The 24,971-nt window shown below is 55.2% G+C and carries 28 protein-coding genes; 12 read left to right on the top strand and 16 right to left on the bottom strand.

Annotation, left to right across the window (positions count from 1 at the left end; all coding sequences use genetic code 11):
• Nucleotide 1: 1 nt before the first annotated feature.
• Genes coaBC through ACP9M6_RS05800 form a run of 6 tightly spaced genes read left to right on the top strand, consistent with a single transcriptional unit; the run spans nt 2 to nt 5,150 of the window.
• Nucleotides 2-1,213 carry a bifunctional phosphopantothenoylcysteine decarboxylase/phosphopantothenate--cysteine ligase CoaBC gene (gene coaBC, locus ACP9M6_RS05825; protein WP_427454353.1) on the top strand — a complete coding sequence of 404 codons (1,212 nt, stop codon included), beginning with the start codon at nt 2-4 and terminating at the stop codon, nt 1,211-1,213.
• On the top strand, nt 1,210-1,902 hold the full coding sequence (locus ACP9M6_RS05820; RefSeq protein ID WP_427454351.1) for a hypothetical protein: 693 nt from the start codon (nt 1,210-1,212) through the stop codon (nt 1,900-1,902). Before coaBC ends, ACP9M6_RS05820 begins: the two co-directional genes overlap by 4 nt.
• The gene (gene dut / locus ACP9M6_RS05815) at nt 1,899-2,354 is read left to right on the top strand and encodes a dUTP diphosphatase (RefSeq protein WP_427454349.1); all 456 of its coding nucleotides are present in this window, start codon (nt 1,899-1,901) and stop codon (nt 2,352-2,354) included. Before ACP9M6_RS05820 ends, dut begins: the two co-directional genes overlap by 4 nt.
• A gap of 17 nt (nt 2,355-2,371) precedes the next feature.
• A complete protein-coding gene (locus ACP9M6_RS05810; protein WP_427454347.1) occupies nt 2,372-3,361 on the top strand; it encodes a glycoside hydrolase family 5 protein in 990 nt (329 codons plus the stop codon).
• 51 nt (nt 3,362-3,412) lie between these two features.
• Nucleotides 3,413-4,396 (top strand): cysteine synthase A, encoded by a 984-nt coding sequence (gene cysK, locus ACP9M6_RS05805; RefSeq protein WP_427454345.1) that lies wholly within the window; start codon nt 3,413-3,415, stop codon nt 4,394-4,396.
• Between the two features lie 10 nt (nt 4,397-4,406).
• Nucleotides 4,407-5,150: a HesA/MoeB/ThiF family protein gene (locus tag ACP9M6_RS05800; RefSeq protein ID WP_427454343.1), complete on the top strand. Its 744-nt coding sequence runs from the start codon at nt 4,407-4,409 to the stop codon at nt 5,148-5,150.
• Here the strand turns inward: ACP9M6_RS05800 and ACP9M6_RS05795 are convergent.
• The 5 genes from ACP9M6_RS05795 to ACP9M6_RS05775 all read right to left on the bottom strand — a co-directional run bounded on the left by ACP9M6_RS05795 (nt 5,147) and on the right by ACP9M6_RS05775 (nt 9,201).
• Entirely contained in the window at nt 5,147-5,554 is a 408-nt protein-coding gene (locus tag ACP9M6_RS05795; RefSeq protein ID WP_427454341.1) for a hypothetical protein, read from the bottom strand. The two genes, ACP9M6_RS05800 and ACP9M6_RS05795, sit on opposite strands and share 4 nt — an antisense overlap.
• A gap of 92 nt (nt 5,555-5,646) precedes the next feature.
• Nucleotides 5,647-6,348 (bottom strand): HAD family hydrolase, encoded by a 702-nt coding sequence (locus ACP9M6_RS05790; RefSeq protein WP_427454339.1) that lies wholly within the window; start codon nt 6,346-6,348, stop codon nt 5,647-5,649.
• Nucleotides 6,345-7,259 (bottom strand): aminotransferase class IV, encoded by a 915-nt coding sequence (locus ACP9M6_RS05785; RefSeq protein ID WP_427454337.1) that lies wholly within the window; start codon nt 7,257-7,259, stop codon nt 6,345-6,347. Before ACP9M6_RS05785 ends, ACP9M6_RS05790 begins: the two co-directional genes overlap by 4 nt.
• A 4-nt stretch (nt 7,260-7,263) precedes the next feature.
• Nucleotides 7,264-8,187, bottom strand: coding sequence for an MBL fold metallo-hydrolase (locus ACP9M6_RS05780; RefSeq protein WP_427454335.1), 924 nt, complete (start codon nt 8,185-8,187; stop codon nt 7,264-7,266).
• Between the two features lie 12 nt (nt 8,188-8,199).
• On the bottom strand, nt 8,200-9,201 hold the full coding sequence (locus ACP9M6_RS05775; protein ID WP_427454333.1) for a 2-hydroxyacid dehydrogenase: 1,002 nt from the start codon (nt 9,199-9,201) through the stop codon (nt 8,200-8,202).
• A gap of 93 nt (nt 9,202-9,294) precedes the next feature.
• Here ACP9M6_RS05775 and ACP9M6_RS05770 point away from each other — a divergent pair, with 93 nt between their 5' ends.
• Nucleotides 9,295-9,846 (top strand): SH3 domain-containing protein, encoded by a 552-nt coding sequence (locus ACP9M6_RS05770; RefSeq protein ID WP_427454331.1) that lies wholly within the window; start codon nt 9,295-9,297, stop codon nt 9,844-9,846.
• A gap of 97 nt (nt 9,847-9,943) precedes the next feature.
• Here ACP9M6_RS05770 and ACP9M6_RS05765 read toward each other — a convergent pair whose 3' ends face one another.
• The 6 genes from ACP9M6_RS05765 to petA (ACP9M6_RS05740) all read right to left on the bottom strand — a co-directional run bounded on the left by ACP9M6_RS05765 (nt 9,944) and on the right by petA (ACP9M6_RS05740) (nt 14,958).
• Nucleotides 9,944-10,852, bottom strand: coding sequence for an S-methyl-5'-thioadenosine phosphorylase (locus ACP9M6_RS05765; RefSeq protein ID WP_427454329.1), 909 nt, complete (start codon nt 10,850-10,852; stop codon nt 9,944-9,946).
• A 38-nt stretch (nt 10,853-10,890) separates the two neighbouring features.
• Complete coding sequence (locus ACP9M6_RS05760) at nt 10,891-11,409, bottom strand: CBS domain-containing protein (protein WP_427454327.1); 519 nt, start codon at nt 11,407-11,409, stop codon at nt 10,891-10,893.
• Nucleotides 11,410-11,536: 127 nt separating this feature from the next.
• Nucleotides 11,537-12,400 (bottom strand): cytochrome c1, encoded by an 864-nt coding sequence (locus ACP9M6_RS05755; RefSeq protein WP_427454326.1) that lies wholly within the window; start codon nt 12,398-12,400, stop codon nt 11,537-11,539.
• A gap of 33 nt (nt 12,401-12,433) precedes the next feature.
• Nucleotides 12,434-13,720 (bottom strand): cytochrome b, encoded by a 1,287-nt coding sequence (locus ACP9M6_RS05750; RefSeq protein WP_427454325.1) that lies wholly within the window; start codon nt 13,718-13,720, stop codon nt 12,434-12,436.
• A 3-nt stretch (nt 13,721-13,723) separates the two neighbouring features.
• Nucleotides 13,724-14,263, bottom strand: a complete 540-nt coding sequence (gene petA / locus ACP9M6_RS05745; RefSeq protein WP_427454324.1) for a ubiquinol-cytochrome c reductase iron-sulfur subunit — start codon at nt 14,261-14,263, stop codon at nt 13,724-13,726.
• Nucleotides 14,264-14,427: 164 nt separating this feature from the next.
• Nucleotides 14,428-14,958 (bottom strand): ubiquinol-cytochrome c reductase iron-sulfur subunit, encoded by a 531-nt coding sequence (gene petA, locus ACP9M6_RS05740; RefSeq protein WP_427454322.1) that lies wholly within the window; start codon nt 14,956-14,958, stop codon nt 14,428-14,430.
• Between the two features lie 77 nt (nt 14,959-15,035).
• Here petA (ACP9M6_RS05740) and ACP9M6_RS05735 point away from each other — a divergent pair, with 77 nt between their 5' ends.
• The 4 genes from ACP9M6_RS05735 to hemF are packed head-to-tail and all read left to right on the top strand — an operon-like array spanning nt 15,036 to nt 18,111.
• Complete coding sequence (locus ACP9M6_RS05735) at nt 15,036-15,482, top strand: tRNA (cytidine(34)-2'-O)-methyltransferase (RefSeq protein ID WP_427454320.1); 447 nt, start codon at nt 15,036-15,038, stop codon at nt 15,480-15,482.
• 7 nt (nt 15,483-15,489) lie between these two features.
• Nucleotides 15,490-16,629: a DUF2891 domain-containing protein gene (locus tag ACP9M6_RS05730; RefSeq protein WP_427454318.1), complete on the top strand. Its 1,140-nt coding sequence runs from the start codon at nt 15,490-15,492 to the stop codon at nt 16,627-16,629.
• Nucleotides 16,622-17,242, top strand: coding sequence for a hypothetical protein (locus ACP9M6_RS05725; RefSeq protein WP_427454316.1), 621 nt, complete (start codon nt 16,622-16,624; stop codon nt 17,240-17,242). Before ACP9M6_RS05730 ends, ACP9M6_RS05725 begins: the two co-directional genes overlap by 8 nt.
• A complete protein-coding gene (hemF, locus tag ACP9M6_RS05720) occupies nt 17,239-18,111 on the top strand; it encodes an oxygen-dependent coproporphyrinogen oxidase (RefSeq protein ID WP_427454314.1) in 873 nt (290 codons plus the stop codon). The genes ACP9M6_RS05725 and hemF overlap by 4 nt, the downstream gene beginning before the upstream one ends.
• Before the next feature lie 816 nt (nt 18,112-18,927).
• Here the strand turns inward: hemF and ACP9M6_RS05715 are convergent.
• From ACP9M6_RS05715 to ACP9M6_RS05700, 4 genes are all read right to left on the bottom strand, one after another.
• Nucleotides 18,928-19,788, bottom strand: a complete 861-nt coding sequence (locus ACP9M6_RS05715) for a class I SAM-dependent methyltransferase (protein WP_427454312.1) — start codon at nt 19,786-19,788, stop codon at nt 18,928-18,930.
• 117 nt (nt 19,789-19,905) lie between these two features.
• Entirely contained in the window at nt 19,906-20,883 is a 978-nt protein-coding gene (locus ACP9M6_RS05710) for a complex I NDUFA9 subunit family protein (protein WP_427454310.1), read from the bottom strand.
• Between the two features lie 74 nt (nt 20,884-20,957).
• Nucleotides 20,958-22,544 (bottom strand): tetratricopeptide repeat protein, encoded by a 1,587-nt coding sequence (locus ACP9M6_RS05705; protein WP_427454308.1) that lies wholly within the window; start codon nt 22,542-22,544, stop codon nt 20,958-20,960.
• A 15-nt stretch (nt 22,545-22,559) separates the two neighbouring features.
• Nucleotides 22,560-23,003, bottom strand: a complete 444-nt coding sequence (locus ACP9M6_RS05700; protein ID WP_427454306.1) for a low molecular weight protein-tyrosine-phosphatase — start codon at nt 23,001-23,003, stop codon at nt 22,560-22,562.
• An 8-nt stretch (nt 23,004-23,011) separates the two neighbouring features.
• Here ACP9M6_RS05700 and ACP9M6_RS05695 point away from each other — a divergent pair, with 8 nt between their 5' ends.
• Nucleotides 23,012-23,713, top strand: coding sequence for an NAD-dependent deacylase (locus ACP9M6_RS05695; RefSeq protein WP_427454305.1), 702 nt, complete (start codon nt 23,012-23,014; stop codon nt 23,711-23,713).
• Here the strand turns inward: ACP9M6_RS05695 and ACP9M6_RS05690 are convergent.
• Nucleotides 23,710-24,954 carry an MFS transporter gene (locus ACP9M6_RS05690; RefSeq protein ID WP_427454303.1) on the bottom strand — a complete coding sequence of 415 codons (1,245 nt, stop codon included), beginning with the start codon at nt 24,952-24,954 and terminating at the stop codon, nt 23,710-23,712. The genes ACP9M6_RS05695 and ACP9M6_RS05690 overlap by 4 nt on opposite strands.
• Nucleotides 24,955-24,971: the final 17 nt, after the last annotated feature.

Below are 24,971 nucleotides of genomic sequence, written 5' to 3'. Positions count from 1 at the left end.
TATGACCAAACACGTTCTCCTCATCATCGGTGGCGGCATTGCCGCTTATAAATCGCTGCTCCTCATCCGGGAGCTCGCGCGGCGTGGGATTTCTTCGCAAATCATCCTGACCAAGGGCGGGACGGAATTCGTCACAGCGCTTTCCGCCGGAGCGCTGTCGGGCAAGCCCGTTTATACTGATCTTTGGGAATTGGATGAGCAGGCCGAGATGGGTCATATTGAGCTGTCCCGCTCCGCCGATATGATTGTTGTCGCGCCCGCAACCGCGAACCTCATGTCCCGTGCGGCGCATGGGGTGGCGGATGATTTGGCCACGACGACGCTGCTCGCCACAGATAAACGCGTGCTCTACGCCCCCGCGATGAATGTCCGCATGTGGGAAGCGTCGGCGACGCAGCGCAATGTCGAGACGCTCCGGCAAGACGGTGCCCTCTTCATAGGACCGGATGTCGGCGATATGGCCTGCGGCGAATTTGGTGCAGGCCGTATGGCCGAACCCGATGCGATTGCCGATGCCGTCCAAGGCGCGTTAATGGGGGATATGACGCTGGACGGATTGCGCGGGGACAAACCGCTTAAGGGTCGCAAAGCCCTCGTCACAGCGGGCCCGACCCGCGAACCAATTGACCCCGTCCGCTATATTTCTAACCATTCCAGCGGCAAGCAAGGCTATGCCATTGCGCAGGCGCTGGCTGATCAGGGCGCAGAGGTCACGCTCATCTCCGGCCCGACCGCCTTGCCAGCGCCGCAGGGTGTGACACGTGTGGATGTCGAAACCGCGCGGGAAATGTTGAGTGCGTCTGAGTCCGTTCTGCCCGCAGACATTTTTGTCTCCGTCGCCGCCGTCGCAGATTGGCGTCCCGCGAAGTCTTATGACAAGAAAGCGCCGAAACCCGTCGGCAAAACGCCTGCACTTGAGATGGCGGAAAACCCCGATATCCTCGCGACGATTTGCAACTCTGACCGGCGCCCAATCCTCTGTATCGGTTTTGCCGCGCAAACACATGACGTGGTCGAACTGGCCCGCGCCAAACGCCTCCGCAAAGGCTGCGACTGGATTGTCGCCAATGATGTGTCGGGCGACGTGATGGGCGGAGACAAAAATGCTGTCACGATTGTAATGCAAAAGGGTGAAACACAGTGGCCGCAAGCGTCTAAAAGCGCGATAGCCCGCAAGCTCGCGCGGGAAATTGCAAAGGTGTTTTCATCATGAAGAACTTAGCCCGTTTTATCGCCCTCACCGGATTGCTCTGCGCCGGAACAGCTGTGGCCAACGACCTTCCGGATAATCTCGCAGATTGCGAAGTCCTGATGATGCGCTTTGTGGCGGATGAAGCGGGCAATGGCGGGATGCAGGTTTCGACCTATGGCCCGGCCGAAGACTATATTGCGTCTGTTTATGATGACGAAGACGGACATTTGAAAAAGCTCATGGGCGACCCGATCCGCGCGCTGCTCTGTGAACGCGATGATGTCATTCCCGTCGAGACAGATTACGCCCTCATGGCAACGGGCATTCCATTTATCCTCTCGCAGGATTTCGACGATACCGAAACGGACAGTCTGACAATCTATTGGCGACACGACCATTTTGATTATGTCTATAAAGGATACCCGCTTTCAGAAGACACGGAAGGCTTGCTCAAAGATCGACTCGCCGATTTCGCAGGACGCGATCACGGATTGAACGTGAAAAAGAAAAAAGGACCGGACGTGATTTCCACCCAATCCGTTCGGCTTGATGAAGAACCTGACCTCAAAAACGCTGAACCTCAGCCTGAAACGGTTGAAAAAGATGTCGGAAACAGCGCGTCTGCGCTGGAAGCCATGGACATTAAAACGGACGACAGTCTGGTAGACGCAGAAGACACGGAACTTGATACGGAAGAATCCAAAAAATGACCCTGACCCTTGAATTCAAAGCATTGGATCATTTCGAAGGCCTGCAACTTCCTGCCTATGAAACCGAACTTGCGGCGGGTGCAGACCTCCGCGCAGCGGTTGCGGAAGATGCGCCGCTCAAACTCTCCCCCGGACATCGGGCCCTCGTCCCGACGGGACTCTGCATGGCAATCCCTGCCGGCTATGAGGTGCAAATCCGGCCACGTTCGGGTTTGGCATATAAACACGGCATCACCTGTCTCAACACGCCGGGAACCATCGACGCGGATTATCGCGGCGAGGTCAAAGTCCTGCTGATCAATCACGGGCATGATGATTTCATCATCCGACGGGGTGAACGCATCGCACAAATGATCGTCGCCCCGATTACGCAGCCAACATTCAAACTCGTCGAAGAATTGGATGACACCGCACGTGGTGCGGGTGGCTTTGGCTCGACGGGAACGACATAACTTTAAATTAAATAATTATGACACACCTCTTTCGAATTCTTATATTGATTCTACTCGCCGCAATTCCGACGGCGGCCCACGCCCAAGACCGTCCCATCACACCCGTCTCAGAACACGGACAGCTCTCCGTTTCCGGCCCTCATATCACGGATCAAAGCGACAATATCATCTCCCTCGCAGGGCCGAGCTTTTTCTGGTCCAACACGGGTTGGCAGCAAGAGCGGTTTTACACCAAAGGCACAGTGGCGACTTTCGCCAAAGATTGGAACGCCGGCATCATTCGCGTCGCAATGGGCGCACAGGGCAATGGAAGTTACCTCGACGATGAGGACGGAAATATTGACCGTGTCGTAACGGTCGTGAACGCCGCAATCAAAAACGGGCTCTATGTCATTGTCGATTGGCATTCCCATCAAGCGGAGCAGGATATTGAGGAGGCCAAGCTCTTCTTCACGGCCCTTGCGGAAGCTTACGGCGAAACACCAAACCTGATTTATGAAATCTATAATGAGCCGCTGGACACAACGGATTGGGACACAGTCGTCAAACCCTATGCTGAGGAGCTCATAGAAACGATCCGTGCGGTGGACCCGGACAACCTCATCATTGTCGGCACGCAGAGCTGGGCACAGGATGTCGATAAGGCGGCGGACAATCCAATCACCGGCCACGCCAACATTCTCTACGCGCTCCACTTCTACGCGGCGTCACATAAGGCAGAGCTGCGTAAGAAAGCGCAATATGCGATTGATAAAGGTCTGCCGCTCATCATCTCGGAATGGGGGACGGTGACCTATAATGGTGATGGGTATATGGATGCTAAATCGACCCGAAAATGGATGGAATTCGCCAAGAAGAATAATCTCAGCCATCTCAACTGGTCCGTCAGTGACAAGAATGAGACCGCCTCTATGTTTAAACCCGGAGCCTCTTCTGAGGGCGGTTGGACGGATGAGGATCTAACACCTTCAGGGTTGCTCGCCCGAGATATTATGCGCGACTGGTAGAAACCCGTTCATAAAACGCCTACATGAGGGCGACATTTATCGGAGTTTACCATGACAGATCTTATTCGCGGTCGCATCTACGACAATATCGCCCAGACCATGGGGAACACACCCCTCGTGCGCTTTCCACGGATTAGCGAAGGCGTTCCGGCGGACCTCTGTTTCAAGCTGGAATTTTTCAACCCCATCGCTTCCGTGAAGGACCGTATCGGCCTCGCCATGATCGAAGACCTTGAGCGCTCCGGAAAGCTTAAACCCGGCGGAACCATTGTCGAACCGACCTCCGGCAATACGGGTATCGGTGTCGCATTCGCAGCCGCGGCCAAGGGTTATAAAGCTATCCTCGTCATGCCGGAACAAATGTCGATGGAACGACGCAAAATGATGAAACTCCTCGGCGCGGAACTCGTCCTGACCGAAGCGTCCGGCGGTATTCCACTCGCCATTGAAGTCGCGAATGAGATCGTCGCGGAAACGCCCGGCGCAGTACAGGCGGGGCAATTCGTCAATCCCGCCAATCCACAAATTCATTATGATACGACGGGACCTGAAATCTGGAATGATTGCGGCGGTCAAGTCGATGCCTTTATCGCGGGCGTTGGGACGGGCGGAACGCTCTCCGGTGCCGGTAAGTTCCTGAAAGAGAAAAATCCCGATTGTCAGATCATAGCTGTCGAACCCATTGGCTCGCCCATGATTTCCAAAGGCGAAAAAGGCCCGCATAAAATCCAAGGCATTGGGGCAGGCTTCATCCCTGACAATTTGGATACAGACCTCGTCGACGACGTCGTAACAATTGATAATGACGCCGCCTTTGGCACAGCTAAACATGTCGCAGCAGAAGACGGCGTTCCGATTGGTATTTCGTCAGGTGCGGCGGTTGCGGCCGCGCTTCTCGTCGGTGCACGCCCGAATATGCGCGGCAAACGCATCGTCACGATCATTCCGAGCTTCGCGGAACGCTATCTTTCCACGCCATTATTTGATGGGGACTACGCACCGGAAGTGCGCGGGAAAACGGTTACGGCACCCTAGCCTCAACCTAATGCCCCTCACCCCCAATCAAGTTCAACGCTATGCCCGTCATATCGTCCTGCGCGAGGTCGGTGGCCCCGGACAAAACGCTTTGCTGTCGGCCAGTGTCGCCATCATTGGCGCGGGCGGATTAGGTGGTCCTGCTGCAATGTATCTTGCCGCGGCGGGCGTAGGACAGTTGACGATCATTGATGATGACGCGGTAGAAATATCCAATCTGCAAAGGCAGGTTCAGTTTGTTGATGCTGATATCGAAAAAGGCAAAGCCCAAACCTTGGCCGACCGATTACAGGCCCAAAACCCTGACTGTGATGTGACCGTTCACAATCTGCGCTTAACCGAAGAAAATGCGGAAGCTCGCCTCGCCTCGCATGACGTCATTCTGGATGGAACGGACAATTTCGCGACGCGCCTGACCGTCAATAAAGCGTCGTATGCGTTGAAAACACCGCTCATCTCCGGAGCTTTGGGTCGCTTTGATATGCAACTTGGCGTGTTTAACACGGGTGCAGAAAGCCCCTGTTACCGTTGTTTTGTTGGCGATGTCCCGGATACGGATCGAAACTGCGCAACGGAAGGCGTTCTCGGCGCGTTGGCAGGCATGTGCGGTTCAATGATGGCGATGGAGGCTGTGAAATCAATCACGGGCGCGGGCGAGCCTTTATCGGGAAGGCTCTATATGTACGACGCTCTTCGCGCTGAAGGACGAACGCTACGCCTGAATAAAGACCCGGCCTGTCCCGTTTGCGCTTAGTGTAACGTGCGGACGGTCACGGGCCGTGCCAATTGGAAGCCCCCGCCGTAAAACCCGTTACTAAATCCATAGCCTCTGGCAATCCGCAACCGGCGCGCATTTTCGATCCGGTTGCGATAGCGCTCATTCTCGATTTCCTGACGCCGCAATTCAGCCTGTTCAGCCTGCCCCTGACGGTCCGCCGCAATTCGTTGTTGCGCGGTTTGCTGACGCAGTTTCGCGATTTCGAGTTGGATCTGCGCAGAAGTCGGACCTGCAGGTAGAGAGGACGGCGCATTATGGCGGAAGACTTTGACGCCACTTTCACAGGTCACGGCAAAGCTACCCTGTGTCGCGCCGCAATGGGCGCTCGCAACGCCCGGCAGGGCTAAAATCGCAAGTGTTAGAATTCCGGCACGGATCATGGCAAACTCCTGTTAGGTCTTTACCTTTGATTAACCATACGAAATTCGCAATGCCTTACAAGTGCGACGCGAAAACCTCCGAAAGGCTACCCCTAAATTTGTAAGGCAGACCCAGCCAGCCCCATGTAATCCGGCAGGCAGGCGTCGAGCATGGCGTGATAGTGCGGCGCAATCTCCGGCATCGCTTTCGGCGGCGCACCAAACCCGGTCGAGGCCCAAACGCCCTTATACCACCACGGTGCCCAAGGACCATCTTCCGGTCGTTTACCCGCTTCCCAGGACAGCATGGCGGGGTCGAAGGGAATGTCTATCGCCGCGCAGAGTGCTCGGAGTGCCGCACTAGGATTTTGCAGGATTGTTTCACTATGAATGACGGGCGGACGACCTAAATCTTCCCAAAGCCGTCTTTGCGGTGCGAAGCCCAAATCTCCCACCTCAAAATCACCGCGCTCTTTGGCATAGCTCGCGATGACCCGTTGCGGATGACGGATGAGCAAGAAATGCTTTGCATCTTTCGCCCAATCCATCGGAAAGCCGTCCAACATGTGATGCGGCATATGTTTCTGAAAGAAATAGTCCTGCGCAACTGGGGCTGTGCAGAGTTCTGCAACCCTGTCCGGATCGGTCTCATTCTGCGCCAAAGTCTCTTTTCGCCCCGGATGAGGTTTACCGGATACAGCCAGATAGGGGGCAAAAAACGGCTCGTCCATCACGGTGCAATCCGCCCGCGACCCGAAGCTGCGCATCATGGCCGTGGACAGGTTCCGCGGCCCCGACCACATTGCGATGATCATGCAGACGTGTCTTTATGGATGAGATCGAGATAGAGCTTTTGCAGACGCTCAACCATCGGCCCGCGTTTACCGTCACCAATCTTGCGGCCGTCAATGTCACCGACAGGTGCGAGGCCTGCAAAGGTCCCCGTCGTAAAGGCCTCATCCGCGCTGTAACATTTCATCAGGCTGAAATTTTTCTCAAAAACCGGAATATCATTGGCTTTGCAAAGGTCGACGATCTTGCCGCGTGTAATCCCGCCGAGGCAGTAATCGCCCGACGAGGTCCAGACTTCGCCTTTGCGCACGATGAAGAAATGCGTGGAGTTGCAGGTCGCCACAAACCCCTGCGGGTCGAGCATGAGTCCTTCATCCGCACCCGCCTTGATCGCCTGAATACAGGCCGTGACGCAGTTGATTTTCGAATGCGAGTTCAGGCCCGGATCCTGCACGTCGGATCGACCGCGCCGTACGGAAACGGTATAGAGGCGGAGCGGGTTGACGGCTGTCGCGGGATTGGCTTTTTTAAATTCCGGCGCAATGACGATGGTCGCATCAGAGATAATGACACGCGGGTCTTGGTACGGTGTCGAGCGTAATCCGCGTGTCAGCATGAGTCGGATATGGACATCTTCCACCATCTCATTGGCAGACAGCGTCTCGTAAATTCGCGTCGTGAGCGCGGCCTTCGTCAAGCCAATATCAATGTCGAGCGCGGCTGCGCCTTCCCAGAGGCGCTCGAGATGATCGTCTAGAAAAGCAACCCGTCCGCCATGGACCCGCAGACCTTCCCACACGCCGTCGCCCAACATGAAACCCGAATCGAAAACATTCACGACGGCTTTATCCCGCCGGACCAACTCACCATTTACATTAAAGAGAACTGAGGCGTTCCGATCATCAGGTACGTAAGCGTGAGAGCCATAGGACATAGAGTTAGATATCGCCGCCAAGCGAACGCCATGTCGCCATGATAATCGCGTCTTTTGTGATGAAGCTTTCGAGATCCGTCATATCGGCCAGTGGGTCTGCTGCTGTGATTGCGGCCAGACTCTCGCCTGCATCTTTCCGTGCTTTCACACGATCATGGATAGCCTGCAGACGTTTGATACTCTCACCCAATTCAGCTTTCGTTGTCGTGGCTGCACCGTGTCCCGGAATAATCACGGTCTCCGCATCCGCCCCATCATAAGCTATCTGTTGCGCGGCAATCATACCTTGGATGGACCCACCGGAATCGACATCAACAAAGGGCAGCATGTTATAGAAAAAATTATCACCCAAATGCATGATATTCGCGCCTACGAAATGAACAATCGTATCCCCATCCGTATGCCCGGATGGCACATGGATGGCGCGAACCTCGTCGCCATTAAACCAGAGCGTCATATTCTCGGAATAAGTCAGGGTCGGCCAAAGCGAGGCATCCCGCGCATCCTGCTGGCGACCAAAGGCCTCATTCATATATGTGATGCCCATTCTTTTTCGGACATTTTCATGCGCCATAATCGTGGCGCCAACGGCCTTCATTTCGGCATTTGCGCCCGTATGGTCGCCGTGATGATGCGTGTTCAAGACATAGGTAATGGGCTGGTCAGAAAGCGTCCCGATAACATCAATAATCTCCTGACCAAATCGTGCAAATTTATCATCAATCACATAAACGCCGTCTTCGCCCGTACTGACGCCAATATTGCCGCCAGGCCCGAGAAGAACATAGATCCCACCGCCCAAATCCTGACTCGTAATATTGGGCTTGGCCGGAGCTTCCGCCGCATCCTGTGGCGCAGCATTAGCGTCAATTTCAGCCTGTGAACACGCCGCGAGGAGAAGTGTAGAGGCGAGTAAAATACGTTTCATGTTGGCAATCCTTTAAGAGGCAATTTGAAATGACGCGCCGGGCGGCAGCACGCGATTAGGGCAAGCGTGATGATCCATCATCGCGCGAATATTGATCAGCACGAGTTCCCCCATCTCGCGACGGGACTCGAACGTGGCGGACCCGATATGGGGCGCCAGGATCACATTCGGCAAATTCAGCAAAGCCGGATGAGGTGACGGTTCATCTTCATACACGTCCAGACCTGCGCCTGAAATCGTACCCGCCTGTAATGCAGTGGCGAGGGCGGCTTCGTCAATGATTTCGCCGCGCGCCGTGTTCACAATATAGCTATCAGGCCGCATCAATTTCAGACGATCCGCATTGATGAGATGATGCGTATCAGGCGTGGACGGACAATGGAGCGAGACAAAATTCACTTGCCCCAACATCTCGTCGAGATTTTCATGCCATGTCGCGCCGAGGCTGTCCTCAATCCCCTTCGGGATGCGGCGACGGTTGTGATAATGGACATCGAGACCAAAAGCATGCGCGCGTCTTGCGAGCGCCTGACCAATGCGGCCCATGCCGACAATCCCGAGTGCCCCGCCGCGCACACGGTGGCCCAGCATATGGGTTGGGCTCCAGCCTTTGAACTCCCCCGCCCGTAAACGGCGATCACCTTCGACGAGACGGCGCGGGACGGCGAGCAGCAAAGCCATGGCGAGATCTGCCGTATCCTCGGTCAGCACACCCGGCGTATTGGAAACGGCGATGCCTTTCTTATGGGCAGCGGCCACATCAATGTGATCGGTCCCCGCGCCGAAATTCGCGATGAGCTTTAGCCGCGGAGACGCCGCCGCAATGATTTCCGCATCAATTCTATCCGTCACCGTCGGGACGAAGACATCGCAATCGGCAATGGCGGTCAAGAGTTGTTCCCGCGTCGCATGCAAATCATCCGTGCGCAATTCCGTCTCGAACAAATCCGTCAGACGGCTTTCAATCTCGGCGGGGAGACGACGGGTGACGACAACTTTGGGACTCTTCTTCATAAAGCGTTGATGCGGGAATCTTTGCACAAAAGCAATGCGCGACGCGCCCTGTATTAGGAATGGATTAACCAAATCGCGTGCACATCAAGGCCTATGCGCAAACTCTCTATCTCTCTTCTCATTTCCGTTCTTTTCGTGAGCCCGGCTCTGGCTCAGGACCGCACGACGCGTGTTGTTGAACCCTTACCCGCGGCGGCGTCCATTCAAAATCTTTACCGCGTGAGTGCGGACCAGACGCCGTCAGGCTTTATCGTGCCCCGTTTTGTCTCGCTGAAATTTACCAAGGTCAATGCGCGGACGGGTCCGAGTCGCGATCACGCCATTGCTTATCAATATCAACGTCGGGGATTACCGCTGCTCATCGTGGCGGAAACCGAAATGTGGCGGAAAGTCCGGGATATTTCCGGGGACGAAGCCTGGGTCCGCAAGCCTGCCCTGTCCGGTGCGAGAACCGTCATCGCCCTGCGCGAGACGAGCCTGCGCAGTAAACCAAAACCCGAAGCTCGCGAAGTCGCGCGCACGGACGTCCAAGCCGTCATGCGGCTGGAGAGCTGCGACGGGAATGGCTGGTGTCAGGTGAAGGCGGAAAACGGACTGAAAGGTTGGGCCAAAAAACAAGACCTGTGGGGCGCTTCGCGCCCGTGAGGGGTCCGGGGAACCCATCGCAGCGAAGCGCCGAACCGCGATAGCGGTGAGGATGCGATGATTGTAATTTGATACCTCTCCTCGGGGAGAGGTGTTTTTATGTCTTCAAAACCCGACCCGCCACTGCATCCAACATCCTCATACGCTTTGGGTCCCGCGCCTCAGGCGGCGTGATTATTGCGACATCAAGATTTGTCTCAATTCCGCTGGGACACGGCGTCCGGTCCATCTCGGCCAATCTCTCGACCAGCCCCAAAACCGCCTTCGCCGCAACGGCTGAATTCTGGCGCATGATCGCAATTACACTCGCGACATCGACACTGCCGTGACCGTCATGCCAGCAATCATAATCCGTCACCATGGCCATGGTCGCGTAAGGCAGTTCGGCTTCACGGGCGAGTTTGGCTTCGGGCATATTTGTCATCCCAATGACATCGCATCCCCAGCCGCGATACATATGCGACTCTGATTTGGTGGAAAATTGCGGCCCCTCCATCGCGAGATAGGTCAGGCTCTCGCCGGATTGCGGGCGATGGACCGTCGCGCCCGCCGCCTCTGCCGCATCCCCGGCCAGCGCGGACAGCCGTTCACAAATCGGATCAGCGACACTGACATGGGCGACGCAGCCTTTACCGAAAAATGATTTTTCACGTTTGAAAGTCCGGTCAATGAACTGATCGACCATCACGAAATCACCGGGCGCATAGGCCTCTTGCAAACTGCCTACAGCGGATATCGACAGGATATCGGTACAGCCCGCCCGTTTCAACGCATCGATATTGGCGCGGTAATTTACGTCAGACGGCGAGAGTGCGTGACCCCGCCCGTGACGCGGGAGAAACCGCAGGCGTACACCATTCATCTCAGCGAATAATATCTCGTCAGATGGCTCACCCCAAGGCGTCGAAATCGACACCCATTCCGGGTTTTCCAATCCGGGTATATCGTAAAGACCGGATCCCCCGAGAATACCGATTGTCCAGTGTGAGGCAGATTTATGTTTCATAATCCCGCTCTAGCGAGCGAGACCGCTCGAGGCAAAGCCTAACGCAGGCTGACGACCACGAGCGTCAAAGTAATCAGGGCGTAGGCGATAATGCCAAAAACAATCAGGCTTTGCTGCGAGTTCTTACTCACAGTGGATTTAGCGAGGGTCGAGACCTGATTGAGAAGCTGCGGCCATGTATAGGAGACGAAGTCACCCTGACTCATCACGGAAACGAGGCGGTCTTCATTATCAACGACCGGCAAGCGACGAAATCTTTCATTCGACATAATCCGCAACCAATCCGTCAGGTCATCTTCTTCATTGGCTTTTCGGAGTTCGGTCGACATCACCTGCTCAACTTTAGTCGTCGCAGGATCAAGTTCGGGTGCCATGACGCGTTTGAAAATATCCCGTTCCGTCATGAGGCCGAGAACACGGCGTTCCGCGTCGACCACGATGATAGACCCGAAGTTTTTTTCCGCCATGAGTTTGACAGCCGCGAGAACGGTCATGTCAGGGCCACAGGTAAGCGGGACGGGTTTATTACCATATTCCGGACGATTTTTGATTTTCATAATTAATCCCTATTCTCTTCTCAGGAGTAGCTACGCGCGAAAAGGTCGCAGAGTTCGAAAACAGGAGCGGATATAAAAAAACCCGACCAAAGGGCCGGGTTTTAAAAGTCGTAATTTTTGAACGAGCCTAGTGCTCTACGTTACGCCAAACGCGCTTATAGGACGCGAATAGAAGCGCAGATAAGATCAGCAAATAAACGAGCGTCATGATACCAATCGACTTGCGTTGTTCCAGTTTTGGATCGGCTGTCCAGGCGAGGAATTGTGTGACGTCATAGGCCATCTGTTCGACAGTCGCTTCCGGTGCGTCGACCATCTTGCTCTCGCCGTGATCAATGATCTCCGTCGGTTCATAATCGACGAGGCCTTCTGAGAGTTGTGGCGGCATGGCGATCTTTCCGCCTTCCATCACGGGGTTCCAATAGAGCCCCGGTGTCAGCTCAACTTCGTCAGGCTTTGGCACATCATAGGCGATGAGCAGATTATAGACATAATCCGCCCCGCCCGTCCGGGCTTTGACCATGCTGGACAGATCCGGCGGAAGCGCACCGCCATTGGAGGCGCGGGCCGCCGCATCATTCGGGAAGATTGGCGGGAAATAATCTGCCGGAATACCGGAACGATCGATCGTATCACCTGTCTCGCTATCGATATCTTCAATCGTCCAGTCCGCTGCGAAATTTTTCACATAGGGATTGTCGTTCGGGTTCGGAAAATCGTCGAGATAATATGGGCCATCTTCATCGCCGAGATGGCGGAAAGCGACATATTTCAAACCATGACAGGCCGCACAAACTTCGCGGTAGACTTGGTAGCCACGCTGCATTGCTGCGCGGTCATATTGACCGAAAGCCCCGTTAAAGGACCAGTCAACATATTTCATTTTATAGTCACCAACGGGTCCGCCGCCTGCCGCATAAGCGATCCCGGCAACGGAAGCGGTGGCGATAACGCCACCTAGCATCAGTGTTTTGAGTGTCTTGAACGCCATGTCTACGCTCTCCAATTCGAAATGTGTGTCGCGCTATTCAGCAGGCACGAGGCCGGCACCGCGTTTCTGATCACCGAGGACGGCTTTGGTGATCGAGTCCGGTCGTTTGACGGGTTTCTCAATCAAGCCGAGGACGGGCAGAATTACGAGGAAATAAGCGAAGTAATAGAGCGTCGCAGCCTGGCCGAGACGGTAGAATGTAATGCCTGCATCTTTGCCCAGTGGGATTGCGATATCATCCGGCACACCGGCACCACACCAACCGAGGATGAAACACATCACGATAAAGATGAGGAAGAACCAACGGGCGACCGGACGGAAGCGCATGGAACGGACCTTATGCGTATCTAGCCATGGCAAGACGAAGAGTACAACAATCGCGCCGAGCATGAGCAGGATACCAAAGAGTTTGGACGGCACAGCCCGCAAAATCGCGTAGAAGGGCAGGAAGTACCATTCCGGCACAATATGCGCAGGGGTCTTCATCGCATCCGCTTCAATATAGTTATCCGCGTGGCCGAGGGCATCCGGCAGATAGAAGAGGAAGAAGGCGAAGATAAACAGGAAGACCGCAATCGCGAAGGCGTCCTTGACCGTGTAGAACGGGTGGAAGGAGAGCGTATCGGATTTGGTTTTTTCTGTAATCCCGATCGGGTTGTTCTGACCCACATGATGCAGGGCCCAGACGTGGAGACCGACAAGCGCGGCAATCACGAAAGGCAACAGATAGTGCAGCGCGAAGAAGCGCGTCAGGGTCGCGTTATCAACGGCATATCCGCCGAGAAGCCATTGTTGCAGGGCTTCACCGACGACCGGAACGGCGCCAAAGAAACCCGTAATCACGGTCGCACCCCAGAAGGACATCTGTCCCCATGGCAATGTATAGCCGAGGAAAGCCGTCGCCATCATGACGAGGTAAATCAAACAGCCGATAATCCAAAGGACTTCACGTGGCGCTTTATAAGACCCGTAATAAAGCCCCCGGAACATGTGCATGTAAACGGCGAGGAAGAACATGGACGCGCCCACGGCATGCATACTTTGCAGCAGCCAACCAAATGGAACGTCACGACGGATACGCTGCACAGAGGCAAAAGCGCTGTCGACGTCAGCGACATAATGCATGGCCAAAATCACGCCGGAAATGATCTGCACGACGAGGCACAGGGCGAGAATGCCGCCAAATGTGTACCAATAGTTCAGGTTCCGTGGGGACGGAAACGTCATGAAATCCGCACCCATGCGAACGATCGGCAAACGCTGATCCAACCACTTGGACGCGGCGTATTTGGGCTCATAGGTTGAAGGATGTCCGGACATAATCTAGCCTACCTTAATTGTGGTTTCATTGACGAAACTATATGGCGGAATGGCCATATTCGTCGGGGCCGGACCCTTACGGATACGGCCGGATGTATCATAGTGAGAGCCATGGCACGGGCAGTACCAGCCCTCGTAATCGCCGGCTTCGCCGACCGGTACGCAGCCGAAATGCGTACAGACGCCGACCATGACGAGATATTTCGGATCCACTTCGCCGGATGTGCCGGGGACCAAACGTTCGGCATCGGTTGCGGGATCTTTTAAATCAGCGAGTTCAACGGCCTCGGCTTTCGCGATTTCTTCGGCCGTCCGGTGACGCACAAATACGGGCTTGCCGCGCCAGAGCATCTTGAGCTGTTGCCCTTCGGCAATCTTGGACAGGTCGATTTCAATCGAGCCTGCTGCGAGTGTATCGGCGGCTTTGCCCATTTGTGCAACAAGCGGCCAGCCAATCGCGGCGACGCCCGCCGCGGCGGCGGCACCGGTCGCTAAAAAGATAAAATCGCGCTTTGATCCGTCTTCGGGTTGGTTGTCGGACATAGCCTGCGTCCACTCCTTCTTGGCCGGGTGATCCGGCGAGTCTGATTAATCGGGCGGTTCTTAGAAGGATATAGGAAGGATTGCCAGTGGGGATTCGCGGCATTGCGACGCAATTTTCATGGAGATTACAGTTCCTCGGCCCATTTTGCGGCAGGGGAACATCGTTATCTCAAATTTATGGCCGTCTCTGATATCCAACGATAGTTGGGAATCTCCATATTTATGGGCGCAGGCCCCTTCCGCACCCGCCCGGATGTGTCAAAATGCGCCCCGTGACAGGGGCAATACCAGCCGTCAAAATCCCCCGCTTCACCGACCACAACACAGCCAAAATGCGTACAAATCGGCGTAAAGACGAGAAATCGCGGATCAATTGTTCCATCGGGCTTTGGCCGCAATCGCGACAGATCTGTTTCTTTATGCCTTAGTGCAACCTGATCATCAGAAAGTGCCGTCGCAATTTCGAGGGCTGTGCGGTATCGAATGGCCACCGGTCTTCCCAAAAAGGTGACAGTCAATTGCTGCCCTTCTTCCAATTTAGACAGATCGACATCTAAACCTATGACGCCCAAATTGTCTGCTGCGGGTGACATCTGATGAATCAGCGGACGCGCTGCCACGGCTGCCCCCCCTGCGATCACGGCGCCCGTAGCCACAAAGATAAAGTCGCGGCGGCTTTTTTCATTTTCAGCCATACGGAACTCTAACATCAGAAGCCCGTGCCGCAATGTCTTTACTTTGCAACCCTTCGTCACAGGGCTAAAGCCTCGCCATGAACATCATTCTCTACCAACCGGAAATCGCGGGAAATGTTGGCGCGGTGATGCGGTCCTGTGCCTGTTTCGGTGCGGGGCTGACATTGATCGGACCTTGTGGCTTTCCGCTGGGCGATAAACGCATGCGGCGGGCGGCGATGGATTACGCTGTTCCGGGCGGTTTGCAGGTCGCGGGGAGCTGGGACGAGGTTGTTGCGGCGAAAACCGGACGACTCGTCCTGTTGACGACCAAAGGCGCGACGCCCCTGCCCGACTTTGAATTTAGTGCAGATGACACGCTGGTTTTCGGCGCGGAAGGGTCCGGTGTGCCGGAGGCTGTTCACGAGAGTGTAGATGCGCGAGTCGTGATTCCCATGGTCGCGAATGCGCGGTCGCTCAATCTGTCCAACTCTGTGGCCGTGACGTTGTTCGAAGCCTTGCGGCAGACGGCCAGCCTGCCATAACGCTTTTATGAAAAAACTTGCCCTCCTTCTGACCGCCGCCCTGCTCTCAGGATGTGGCGACCCTCAATCCGATGTGACCCTGCCCGGTCCGGAGGCCTATCCGTCCCAGATTTCACCGGAACTCGCGGATCGCTTCTCCCGTCTCGCGCTGGACTGCGTGCAGAAGGAATTTCCGAATAAAATCTCCCGCACGACGGACACGGCGGAAGAGATTGGCGCACCGCGCGAACTCTTCCCCGTTTTTTACGGGTGTTTCGATTGGCACAGCGCCGTGCATGGCCATTGGCTACTCGTGCGGTTGCTGCGCGAAGGCCCGCAGGACGCCCCTTGGCGAGAGGAAGCCATCGCCAAACTGAACACGAATTTCACGACGGAGAATGTCGCGGGCGAACTCGCCAATTTCCGCCGTGCTGCGCGGGGGTCCTGGGAACGGCCATATGGCTGGGCGTGGGTCTTGCAATTAACGGCGGAGCTGCGGGAATTGGCCCAGGAAACAAATGACCCGCAGGCAAAAGCCTGGCTGGACATCCTCGAACCCCTAGAATCCGATATCGTCGCTGCGACGAAAGACTGGATCCCGAAACTCGCTTATCCCATCCGGTTGGGGACACATAATCAAACGTCCTTTGCCTTCACACTTATGCTCGATTGGGCTGAGGTCGCGGGCGACGCGGAATTCGCGACATTAATCAGAATGAGGGCCGGGGATTTTCACGCAAATGATGTGGATTGCCCCCTCGCCTATGAGCCGTCCGGCGAAGACTTCTTGTCGCCCTGCCTGATGACGGCCGACCTCATGCGGCGCGTAACAGGTAATGCAGAAACATTTTCATATTGGCTGACGCGATATCTTCCTGAAATCCCGACGGACGGCTCCGCCGACTGGCTCGCCCCCGCCATTGTGAAAGACGCCAGCGACGGCAAGCTCGTCCATCTCGACGGTGTCAACTCCTCTCGTGCGTGGAACCTTTATAATATCGCACGTGCCCTGCCCGAAGGTGACGCCCGCCGCGCCAGCCTTGTCGCCGCCGCCGACATCCACCGCGATGCAGGCGTTGCTGCCGTGAGTGACAAACATTATTCCGGCAGTCATTGGCTGGCCAGTTTCGCAACTTACCTGATGACGGATCGCGGTTGGAATGACTGAAGTTGAGCCCAACAAAGCCGAGCGGCAACGCGAGATACTCGCGCGGCAGAAAGCATTACGGCCTTCCATCATCGTCGACATCTCTTTCGGCATCCTCTTCTTCTTTATCGCGCGGGAATTCGGGCTGGTGACAGCCGCCCTGACGGGGGCAGGTGCGACGGCAGTTCTGTTCATGGTCCAGCCTTTTGTTAAGTGGGACCTGCTGGGCGGGTTCGCCGTCTTCGGCGCAGCCATGTCCCTCATCAGTGCAGGATTGGCGCTCGGCTTTCAGACAGACCTCGCCGTGAAATTAAAAGGCACATGGATGGCGATAATCGGCGCGGGTTTTTCCCTGTTTGACGCGATCGTCCTGAATGGCGGATATCTCGGCAAACGCATGGCGATGTATATGGAGGGGCTCGGGCGACTGAACCCAAAACGGGCATCTTTCGCATTGGCGGGCGCGACGCTCTTGCTCATGGGCATAGACACGCCGCTGGCCTTCATCCTGACGACGGATCAATGGATTTGGTATAATTCGGTCTTCGATATGTTTATCGCCATTCCCATTATATTGGGGGCGATGTATCTCGCCCGCGAACGCCCTGACGATCAACAAACCGAGCCAGAATGACCGACCCGTTTGCAGAAAAGAAAATCACCGCCGCCGATTGGTTCAAGAACCTGCGCAATAAAATTTGCGCCGAGTTTGAAACGCTGGAACGCGAGGCCCCGGCAGACCTCTATCCCGGCGAGCCCGGAACATTCGAATTCGAGGACTGGCAGCGCAAGGTCGAGAATGGCGGCGGCGGGACGGGCGGCATGTTACGCGGGCGTTTGTTCGAAAAATGCGGCGTCCATATCAGTGTCGTCCAAGGCGAGTTCACACCGGAAATGGCGGCCCGCACACCGGGTGCAGCGGATGACCCCCGCTTTTGGGCGGCGGGCGTCTCTCTCATCGCGCATATGACCAACCCCCGCGTCCCCGCCGTGCATATGAACACGCGCTATATTGTGACAACAAAAGATTGGTTTGGCGGCGGTGCAGACCTGACTCCGACCCAAGCGGTGGACCGGACACAGGACTCTCCCGATGCAAAAGCGTTTCACGCAGGCATGAAAGCCTCCTGTGACGATCACGCGGTTGCAGACTATCCACGCTATAAAGACTGGTGCGACGAATATTTCCACCTCCATCACCGCGATGAACCGCGCGGCATTGGCGGCATTTTTTATGACCGATTAAATAGTGGAGATTGGGACGCAGACTTCGCCTTTACAAAAGATGTCGGACGGCACTTCCTCTCGACATATGCAGACATCGTGCGCGGTCGGATGCATGAGCCATGGACGGAAGACGAACGCGAAGAACAGCTCATCACGCGCGGGCGATATGTAGAGTTCAACCTCCTCTGGGATCGCGGGACGACGTTTGGGTTGAAGACAGGCGGGAATGTGAAAACGATTTTGAGTAGTATGCCGCCTGTGGTGAAGTGGCCTTAGAGAGTAGTGAAATCGCGGCGATGAAAACTTAATCCTCTTATGTGGGGAGATTAATCCGCATATAAGCCGATATTAATCCTCGCTTTCGAAACTTCACTTCACTGTCACCCCGCACTTGATGCGGGGCCTAACGATTACAGAACGTTAGCTTGGGTTTTTATGCGATAGGTCCCGCATCTCCACTGCGTTGCGTGCGGGATGACAATTGTTAGTTCCCGCAAACTTCAGCGGCCAACCCACGTTTATAAAAAACATAATCCTCACTTATAGGACCCGTGTCATATTCAAGATGTTCTTTCGGACATGGGACAGGCAAGTGATCGTTGACCGGTGCAATTTGCTGTAAGCAAAATGCACGGGTGCTGAAGGACGGTGTGCTTAGAAGCATCTGGTAACGTAGATGTGGAGGAACCCAGCCGCGAGCGCCTGACGGATTGAAACATTCGCAGTCAAGTAAGGCCGCCGTTGGAGAAACACCGCCGCGTTGGTTCGTGCAATTGGCGTCAGTCAAATGCGCAGGGTGCAAGAAGTTGGCCGTCTTACAATCGGGCAATTTCGAGATTTGGATGATGTAACGGTATCGCCGACTAAGTTGATTTTTCTATTAGAAAATTCAACGACCCGAACCTCACGCGCTTGGCCCTTGCGTAAAAACTTTTTCTTTTGGTTTCCCCATCTCGTGCATTTTTCTTTCAGAAAATTGCACTAGGAGCCACCACGCGGACGTCCCGCTTATTATGGACAATCGCCTTCCCCGCCGTTCCCGATGATGGGCGGCAAGCGTCTCCGCTTGCCAGATTGATTATGGTCTTCTTTTTAAATCTTACGAAATTTCAGCGTCATGCGGTCGCTTTCGCCAATCGCCATCCGTTTAACTTTCAGCGCTTCGTCATCACCGACACCGTTCAGAGACGGAGGCAAACGCCAGACGACATCATCCGCGCCCGGCTTATCCAGCGGATTAGCGTTAATTTCAGAGGCTTCGACAAGTTCGAAACCACCCGCTTCAAACTTCGCAATCACAGCGCTCTGCTTCAGATAACCTTTGCTGCCATCCGCCCAGGCATCCGGCGCGGTTTCCGGCGCGCGATGTTGCACGACGCCGACGACGCCGCCGGGTTTGAGCATATCATGGGCCAACTCAACCGCTTGGGTCATGTAACCGCCATCGTCTTCGAACCGATTGAAATTGTGCAGCGCGCGGATGAACAGAACCGCGTCCATGTCGCCATCCGGTGCGCCGACGCCGTCAAAGGTCAGGGCGGAAACGGGCGCGCCGCCCTCGACCCAGTCATTGGCTTTCGCGGACCATTCCTCGGCCCAACCTTCCTTGGATTCGATAAATTCAGGAGTCGCGAAGCTGAACTCACCCCACATGTCGGGAGAATAATCGATCCCGACCAATTCGCCTTCCGGCCCAAGATAAGGAATCAAAATTTTGGAATACCAGCCGCCACCCGGCAGGGCTTCGGCGACGTTCATGCCCGGTGCAATTCCGAAGAACGCCAACGTCTCGTCCGGATTACGGGCGTCATAGCGGGCTTGCGCGTCTTCGGGTTGGGCCTCGAGCACTGTGGCCAGAGCGGTTGTATCGACAGCGGGCGGTTTGGAATAAGGACCACCGACACAGGCGGTGAGAAGGATTGCAGTCGCAGAGAGGGCGAGAAGTTTGCGCATTTGGGGGAGTCTCCTTTTAAATTATCGTTTTCCGATAACAGAAAAAAAGACCGCTGTCCAAATGGACCTAATAGGTGGGTATCACCATCTTGTGACTGCGAACGCGTCGCGTCGAGATTAATCCTCAATCGCCTCACGCTTTTCGTAAAACTCACCATATTTGCGGTATTTCGCGAGATATGTCGGGACAATCGCTTCCACCGTTTTCGGTTGAATATCAAAAGCCTCAAACCCGACAGCGTCTTCGGCGACGACATTATCGACTTTCAAATTTTTGACCTGATCACGCGTGAGGAAAGGTTCCACAAATGGCAGAGCGCCGGAGAGCTCGCCGCAAAATCCCATCATATTCGCCGCAAACCACGGCATGGGCAGAAGAAGGCGTTTTTTGTCAATCGTGTCGAGCATGAAACGCAAAAGCTCTTTGAATGTATAGGTCTTTGGACCGCCCAATTCATAGGTCATGCCCGTTGTTCCCCGCGTCACAGATTCCGCAACGGCTTTGGCGACATCCTCGACAAAGACGGGTTGGAATTTTGTCTGACCGCCACCAATCAGAGGCAGTGCAGGTGCAAAAGCAGACATTTTCGCGAAACGGTTAAAAAACTCATCCTCTGTGCCAAAAACGATAGAGGGACGCAGAATATCCGCCGTCGGGATCAGGGCCCGCAAGTTCGCTTCGCCTTCGCCTTTCGTGCGGGCATAATCGCTCTCGCTGTTCACATCTGCTCCGATGGCGGAAACATGGGCAACATTGGTGATATTCGCAGCGGTACAGGCCGCTCCGATTGTGTCGGGGGCGGTGGCGTGAAGCGCTTCAAAGCTCTGACGCCCGGCCTCGAACAACACGCCAACAAGATTGATGACCGCATCCGCGCCCTCGACTGCACGGGCAACGGACGTCGGAAAGCGCAGGTTCGCCTGCATCAGTTGGACCTGGCCGACATCGCCGATAACTTTCAGCTCATGTGCGGTATGCGGATTGCGCACGGCCGCCCGCACGCGCCAGCCATTGGCGACAAGCGCGCGGATGACGTAGCGACCGAGAAAACCTGAACCGCCAAAGACGGTGACGAGATTGGATGTGGGAGTCATGATGACGAGACCCTGGCTAAATGAGTGTATTGCGCGCGGATTAGGCCCGCGGGCGCGATGTGTCTACAGGCAAATTAACCTGTACAAGTCTCAGCGTACTCCCCGTCAAAGTAAGAAAGCCGGGCTTCGAGATCGCTCTTATAGGTGGATTTTTCCGATTTGGCCTGTGCTTTAGCAGCTTTCAGATAATCGCAACCGCGAACGGTCTTTCCGTCGCGCAGATGAATATTGGCAAGATGCAACATCGCGTGTGGATTCTTACCTTGGAATATCGTGCCCTCATAATACTGCACGGCTTTGCGCGCATCGTCTGTCAGGGTTTCATTGGAGCGTCCGTAAATCCGGACGACGGCGCGCACAGTTCGGTCATCTTTCGCGTTCATTTTCAAGACCGACCCGTAATGTTGCAACGCTGTTTGGAGGTCCGCATTGCTCTCATAATGATGAAGGTCGGTTTCCTTTAAATCCTGAAACCGCGTCATCTGGCTCTGTCCCAAATAGGCATCACCCAAAAGGCGTAAAATTTCGATCTTATTTGGCGTTGATGCGTTCAAACTTTCAGCCGCCGCGACAGCCGCATCAAATTCGTCCTCCAAAACAGACAGTCCCGCACTCGCCATCAAAATACGTTCCGAATCACCGAGCCCCTCACGCGCGGCTTCTAAGCGTTTGCGGTAATCCTTCTTATTATCCTCTGACAGGATATTGCTCTGCCCCGTCAGCATTTCCAGATCGAGTTCAGCTTCGCTCAATTCGTATGTCACCATGTCCACGGTCAAAAATTCGGCTTCGGCTTTGAACTGTACAACGGGAAAAGCGTTGGCGCCGAAATATTTTTTAGCACGATTATGGAAGTCTTTGACGGAAATGCCAAACGCGCCCTCGAAAGCCTCCAACGGATCCGCATTGCGTTTTAGTCGTGCGAGATAATCCGGCAGGGCGGAGCCAAATTCCGGATTATTCTGCATGTAATGGACATATAGCCAGCTCTGCGCATAGAAAGAATTGACCAGTTGACTCCGACCCTCTCCTTTCTTGGCCCAAGGATAAAGCCTGACACTGCGCAGCACATCTTCGGGTGACATCCAGCGCTGCCGCTCCAGAGCTCCGCCATGTCCAATGGTTGGCGCGCCGATGGAAATGACATCCTCTTCAATTTTAAAGGTGGAGAGATAATTGGCGAAGCCTTCATCATACCAACGGGGGAAATCATCTGCGACGATTTTATGTAAAACATGATGCGAAAACTCATGCTTGGCGACCTGCTCCTCAAACGTGTCATCCCGATAAGATTTTTTTATAGAGGTGAAAAAAATCGGACCGTCAGTGCCCGTCGTGTAAAGGCCTGCCGTGCCCTTATTCCCGAAATATTTTGCGAGAGGGCGGGAGGAATCAAAACTGTAAATCGTGAGCTTCGTCTCGGACGGCTGTGGCTTTTTTTTCACTAAGGCAAAGATTGTCCGGCGGTAGATTTCCAATTCCCGGACAATGTCGCGCGCCGCACCTTCGTCAACATCGCCATAAAGCACAATGTTTTCAGATTCGATTTTGAGCGGTTTGGCCCAAGCCAACTGAGCCGTAAAAGCCAAAAGTATCAGACCCGTAAAGATAAACCGCAGCATTAATTCTCCCTTAGACAGGTCATGCGGGAGATAGGGCATTCAGGTCAATATCCGTTATGAGTCTGCGGAAATAATTGACAGCCAGTGATCTGCTGCGCCTTCAATGAGATCAACAACATCCCGGAACCCGTCCGGTCCGCCGTAATAAGGGTCGGGCACATCCTGCCCGTCGGGGAGAAACAATGAGAGTTTTGCCGTCATATGCTGGGGCGCGATCTCGGCAAGATCCCGCAAGTTCGCCGCATCCATAGCGAGGATGTAATCAAATTCCGTGAAATCGCTGCGCCGGACTTTACGCGCGGCTTGTCCCGCAAAACTGTAACCCCGGCTTTCTCCCTCAGCCCGGCTGCGCGGGTCAGGCCCCTCGCCCGCATGCCACGCGCCCGTACCAGCGCTGTCTATGATAATATCGGTTCCCGCAGCTTTTGTCCGAAAGACGGCCTCCGCTGTGGGGGACCGACAAATATTTCCGAGACAAACGAAGAGAACAGATGGCATAGGGGCCTATGGCACATCCAAAACATATCGTCATCCTGACAGGCGCAGGCATTTCAGCGGAAAGCGGGATTGATACATTTCGCGACGCAGGCGGGTTGTGGGAGAACCATCCGATTGAACAGGTCGCGACGCCGCAGGCCTTTGCCGCAGACCCGGTCCTCGTCCACCGCTTCTATAATCTACGGCGGGCGGCGTTGAAAAAGGTGGAGCCGAATGCAGCGCATCTCGCATTGGGACGGTTACAGGATGAATTTGATGGCGAGGTGACGCTGATCACGCAGAATGTCGATGACCTCCATGAGCGCGGCGGGTTCCGGAACGTCATTCATATGCACGGTGAATTAAATTCCGCGCTCTGTTCCGCCTGCGGGCATCGCTGGGAGTACCGCGAAGACCTGTCCATCACGTCGATTTGCCCGGCCTGTCAGACGGCGGGCGGGCCGCGCCCCGATATCGTCTGGTTCGGGGAAATGCCTTACGCCATGAATTCAATCGAACGCGCCGTCAAAGCCTGCGACCTGTTCGTGTCCATCGGGACGTCGGGTGCCGTCTATCCGGCGGCAGGCTTTGTCCAACTCGCCCATGCCTACCGTGCGAAGACATTGGAATTGAATCTGGAGCCTTCGCAAGGCTCAGCCATGTTCGCGGAAAGCCGCCTTGGACCTGCCACACAGTTAGTGCCGGATTGGGTCGCAGAAATGCTCGATTAATCCTGTAATTCCGGCGCTTCCAATTTGCGCGTCTTTGACATTTTCGGAAATAGAAACCGCCATGCGCCCGCAACGCCAACAGCTGCGACCCCCCCTGCGGCAACGGTAAAAACTGCCCCGTAAACGGCCGCCATCGCGCCCGCGCGAAACTCGCCCAGTTCATTGCTCGCGCCGAGGAAGATCGCGTTCACCGCATTGACCCGACCGCGCACCCTGTCCGGCGTCCAAAGCTGGATCATAATCTCGCGGATATAAACGCTGACCATGTCAAATGCGCCGAGCAAGGCGAGCGCGAGAATGGAGAGCCACGCGAGTTTGGACACACCGAAAACAGCCGTCGCGGCACCGAAGCCTGCCACGGAAAGTAGAAGAATTGTCCCCGCATGGTCGCGCACCGGAAAGCGGATGAGAATCGCGACCATGACAAGCGCGCCGATTCCGGGCGCAGCACGCAGAAAGCCATTTCCGATCGCGCCCACATTCAAAATATCTTCAGCATAGATTGGCAAAAGAGCGACAGCGCCACCCAGAAGAATAGCAAAGAGGTCCAGTGAGATCGCGCCGAGCACGATCTTCTCTTTCCAAATATATTGAAATCCGCCGACCAATGTCTGCCAATTCGTTGGCGCGGTTTCCATTTCCTGATTGGGTTTTTCGAGTGAGAAAATCAGCGTGGCCGAGGTCGCGAAAATTGCGACAGCTGACGAATAGGCGAGCGTCGCGGAGAGATAATAGAGCACACCGCCAATGGCTGGCCCGACGATGGAGGCGAGCTGCCAGCTGGAGGTAATCCACCCCACAGCATTGGCGAAATCTTTGCGCGGGACCACATTGACGACGAGCGAACTGGAAGCCGGCGTGTGAAATGCACGGGCAACGCCGAAGAGCATCAGAGCGCTGAGGACGAGAACGGGCAGGAATTGCTCCGTCACAGACAGCGTGAGAATGCCTATCGCGCAGGTCATCTTTAACAGAATTGCCAAGCCCATGACTTTTCGGCGGCCATATCTGTCAGCCGCCAAACCCGTCACGAGAACAAGAATGAGCGCGGGCAGAAATTGCACGAGACCAATCAGACCCAGCAACCACGCATCCTTGGTCAGCGTCCAGAGTTGAAACCCAACAGCCGTCGCAACAATCTGTGTCGCCGTCGCCGTCAGGAACCGCGCCCAGAAATAGCGCTGAAACGCGCTATGCCGAAAGGCGGCGAAGCGGTCTTCATCTGGGGCGGTTGTGGACATATTGCGGCTTAGACCGC

Origin of the sequence: Litorimonas sp. WD9-15, assembly GCF_050271975.1 — a bacterium.
In the GTDB taxonomy this organism is placed as follows: Bacteria; Pseudomonadota; Alphaproteobacteria; order Caulobacterales; family Maricaulaceae; genus Litorimonas.
The sequence above is the reverse complement of the archived record's forward strand: the minus strand, read 5'-3'. Positions and strand labels throughout refer to the sequence as shown.

Coding starts and splice junctions, on each gene's coding strand:
- ACP9M6_RS05735 (WP_427454320.1), top strand. CDS start 15,036: ATGAACATCATTCTCTACCAACCGGAAATCGCGGGAAATGTTGGCGCG.
- ACP9M6_RS05780 (WP_427454335.1), bottom strand. CDS start 8,187: ATGAAACGTATTTTACTCGCCTCTACACTTCTCCTCGCGGCGTGTTCA.
- ACP9M6_RS05700 (WP_427454306.1), bottom strand. CDS start 23,003: ATGCCATCTGTTCTCTTCGTTTGTCTCGGAAATATTTGTCGGTCCCCC.
- ACP9M6_RS05750 (WP_427454325.1), bottom strand. CDS start 13,720: ATGTCCGGACATCCTTCAACCTATGAGCCCAAATACGCCGCGTCCAAG.
- ACP9M6_RS05705 (WP_427454308.1), bottom strand. CDS start 22,544: ATGCCCTATCTCCCGCATGACCTGTCTAAGGGAGAATTAATGCTGCGG.
- ACP9M6_RS05710 (WP_427454310.1), bottom strand. CDS start 20,883: ATGACTCCCACATCCAATCTCGTCACCGTCTTTGGCGGTTCAGGTTTT.
- ACP9M6_RS05785 (WP_427454337.1), bottom strand. CDS start 7,259: ATGTCCTATGGCTCTCACGCTTACGTACCTGATGATCGGAACGCCTCA.
- petA (WP_427454322.1), bottom strand. CDS start 14,958: ATGGCTGAAAATGAAAAAAGCCGCCGCGACTTTATCTTTGTGGCTACG.
- ACP9M6_RS05760 (WP_427454327.1), bottom strand. CDS start 11,409: ATGAAAATCAAAAATCGTCCGGAATATGGTAATAAACCCGTCCCGCTT.
- ACP9M6_RS05730 (WP_427454318.1), top strand. CDS start 15,490: ATGAAAAAACTTGCCCTCCTTCTGACCGCCGCCCTGCTCTCAGGATGT.
- ACP9M6_RS05820 (WP_427454351.1), top strand. CDS start 1,210: ATGAAGAACTTAGCCCGTTTTATCGCCCTCACCGGATTGCTCTGCGCC.
- dut (WP_427454349.1), top strand. CDS start 1,899: ATGACCCTGACCCTTGAATTCAAAGCATTGGATCATTTCGAAGGCCTG.
- ACP9M6_RS05690 (WP_427454303.1), bottom strand. CDS start 24,954: ATGTCCACAACCGCCCCAGATGAAGACCGCTTCGCCGCCTTTCGGCAT.
- ACP9M6_RS05770 (WP_427454331.1), top strand. CDS start 9,295: ATGCGCAAACTCTCTATCTCTCTTCTCATTTCCGTTCTTTTCGTGAGC.
- ACP9M6_RS05715 (WP_427454312.1), bottom strand. CDS start 19,788: ATGCGCAAACTTCTCGCCCTCTCTGCGACTGCAATCCTTCTCACCGCC.
- ACP9M6_RS05790 (WP_427454339.1), bottom strand. CDS start 6,348: ATGATCATCGCAATGTGGTCGGGGCCGCGGAACCTGTCCACGGCCATG.
- ACP9M6_RS05800 (WP_427454343.1), top strand. CDS start 4,407: ATGCCCCTCACCCCCAATCAAGTTCAACGCTATGCCCGTCATATCGTC.
- coaBC (WP_427454353.1), top strand. CDS start 2: ATGACCAAACACGTTCTCCTCATCATCGGTGGCGGCATTGCCGCTTAT.
- petA (WP_427454324.1), bottom strand. CDS start 14,263: ATGTCCGACAACCAACCCGAAGACGGATCAAAGCGCGATTTTATCTTT.
- ACP9M6_RS05755 (WP_427454326.1), bottom strand. CDS start 12,400: ATGGCGTTCAAGACACTCAAAACACTGATGCTAGGTGGCGTTATCGCC.
- hemF (WP_427454314.1), top strand. CDS start 17,239: ATGACCGACCCGTTTGCAGAAAAGAAAATCACCGCCGCCGATTGGTTC.
- ACP9M6_RS05695 (WP_427454305.1), top strand. CDS start 23,012: ATGGCACATCCAAAACATATCGTCATCCTGACAGGCGCAGGCATTTCA.
- ACP9M6_RS05775 (WP_427454333.1), bottom strand. CDS start 9,201: ATGAAGAAGAGTCCCAAAGTTGTCGTCACCCGTCGTCTCCCCGCCGAG.
- ACP9M6_RS05725 (WP_427454316.1), top strand. CDS start 16,622: ATGACTGAAGTTGAGCCCAACAAAGCCGAGCGGCAACGCGAGATACTC.
- cysK (WP_427454345.1), top strand. CDS start 3,413: ATGACAGATCTTATTCGCGGTCGCATCTACGACAATATCGCCCAGACC.
- ACP9M6_RS05765 (WP_427454329.1), bottom strand. CDS start 10,852: ATGAAACATAAATCTGCCTCACACTGGACAATCGGTATTCTCGGGGGA.
- ACP9M6_RS05795 (WP_427454341.1), bottom strand. CDS start 5,554: ATGATCCGTGCCGGAATTCTAACACTTGCGATTTTAGCCCTGCCGGGC.
- ACP9M6_RS05810 (WP_427454347.1), top strand. CDS start 2,372: ATGACACACCTCTTTCGAATTCTTATATTGATTCTACTCGCCGCAATT.